Source organism: Enterobacter cloacae complex sp. GYL001 (genome assembly GCF_049237125.1).
Lineage (GTDB): Bacteria > Pseudomonadota > Gammaproteobacteria > Enterobacterales > Enterobacteriaceae > Enterobacter > Enterobacter hormaechei_C.
This window is the reverse complement of record NZ_JBMKGW010000054.1, coordinates 1-1,739: the sequence shown is the minus strand read 5'-3', so window position 1 is coordinate 1,739 and position 1,739 is coordinate 1. Positions and strand designations below refer to the sequence as shown.

The window sequence follows — 1,739 nt, the reverse complement described above, 5'->3', positions numbered from 1 at the left end:
CCGGTATCGACGGTCACATTATGCGTGCCGCTGCCGGTATTGCCCGCCGCGTCGGTGACTGACGCAGTGACGGTCACGCTGCCGTCGCTGAGGCCTGAAATCACATTCGCCGAAACGCCCACGCTCCAGTTACCCGCCGCATCCAGCACGGTGGTGTACGACTGGCCGCCGATGGTGACGGTGACGGTGTCGCCCGCCGCCGCGCCGGTGGCGGAGCCGCTGATAATTTGCGCCTGATTGTGTTCAGCCACGTTAATCACATCGTCACCTGCAACGGTGTGGATGGTCACCGCAGGTACGGTGACGTCCACCGTCAGGGTGTGGTCAACCGACGCCGGGTTACCCGCCTTGTCGCTGACTGAGGCGGTGACCGTCACGCTGCCGTCGGTTAATCCTGCCAGATCCGCCGCCGGAACGTTCAGCGTCCAGCTGCCGTTCGCGCTGACGGTTGTGGTGTAATCTTTGCCGTTCAGCGATACGGTCAGCGTCTGGCCTGCTTCGGCGGTACTGGTGCCGGAGATTGCCAGGTCTGACTGAGCTTCCGTGGCGTTCAGGATATCGTCGGTGGCAATCGTGTTGATGGTCACGGACGGCGCGGTAGCATCCACGCTGTACTCACGGCCCGCCGAGGCGCTGTTGCCGTTCACGTTGGTGACGCTCACCTGCACGCTGGCGTCGCCATCCTTCAGGCCAGCCAGATCCGCTGACGGCACGGTGTAAGTCCAGTTGCCGCTGTCGTCCACGGTGGTGGTGTAGATCCTGCCGTTCAGACTGATGGTCACGGTCTGCCCGGCTTCCACGTTGGTGGTCACACCGGACAGCACCAGATCCGCGCCCTTCTCCGCCGCGTTAATCACGTCGTCGGTGGCAAGCGCATTGATGCTGATGGCAACGGTAGTCAGATCCACGGTCACGTCGTGGCTGATGGTGATCGGATTACCCGCCGCGCTGTCACCGGTAACGCTGATTTTCACGGTGCCTTCCGGCCACGCGCTCACGTCGGCGGACGGGATCGCCGCGCTCCAGGTGCCGTCTGCCAGTACCGTTGCCGCGTAATCTTTACCGTTGACGGTAACCGTCAGCGCCGTGCCCGGCGCCAGCCCGTCGCTGGAGCCTGAAACAATCAGGTTCTGCGCGTGCTCGATGGTGTTGACCACGTCGTCACCCGCCACGGTATTCACGCGCAGGCCCGGCAGGTTAGCGTCGATAGCGATCTCGCGTTCGCCGGTGCCGGTGTTGCCGTGGCCGTTGGTGACGGTCGCCGTCACGCTCAGGCTGCCGTTGCCGAGTGCGGTCAGCACGTCAGACGGCACGTTGACGGACCAGGACAGATTATTCTGCACCGTTGCGGTGTAGCTGTGGCCGCCGATAGTCACGGTCACGGTGTTGCCCGCTTCGGCATTCGCCACGGTGCCGCTCAGTGTCTGGCCTGCCGCCACTTCCGCCGCGTTGATGACGTTGTCCCCCGCCACGGTGTTGATGGTAACGGTTGGCAGCGCGGTGTCGACAAGCAGGTTCGCAGAACTGCTCACGCTGTTGCCAACGCCGTTGGTGGCCGTCGCGTTCAGGGTGTAACTGGCCTGACCGAGACCGGCCAGATCCGCAGCCGGAACCGTCAGGCTCCAGGTGCCGTCTGCCGCAGTTGTCGCCGTGTAGTTTTTACCGTTCAGGGTCACGGTGACCACGGTGCCTTCCGCCAGGTTGGCGCTGGTGCCGCTGACGCTCAGATCCTGGCCTTT

At 64.0% G+C, this 1,739-nt stretch carries 1 protein-coding gene; it reads right to left on the bottom strand.

From position 1 onward, the window contains the following. A partial coding sequence (locus ACOTWU_RS25205) for an Ig-like domain-containing protein (protein WP_421625804.1) occupies positions 1 to 1,739 on the bottom strand: 1,739 nt, incomplete at both ends.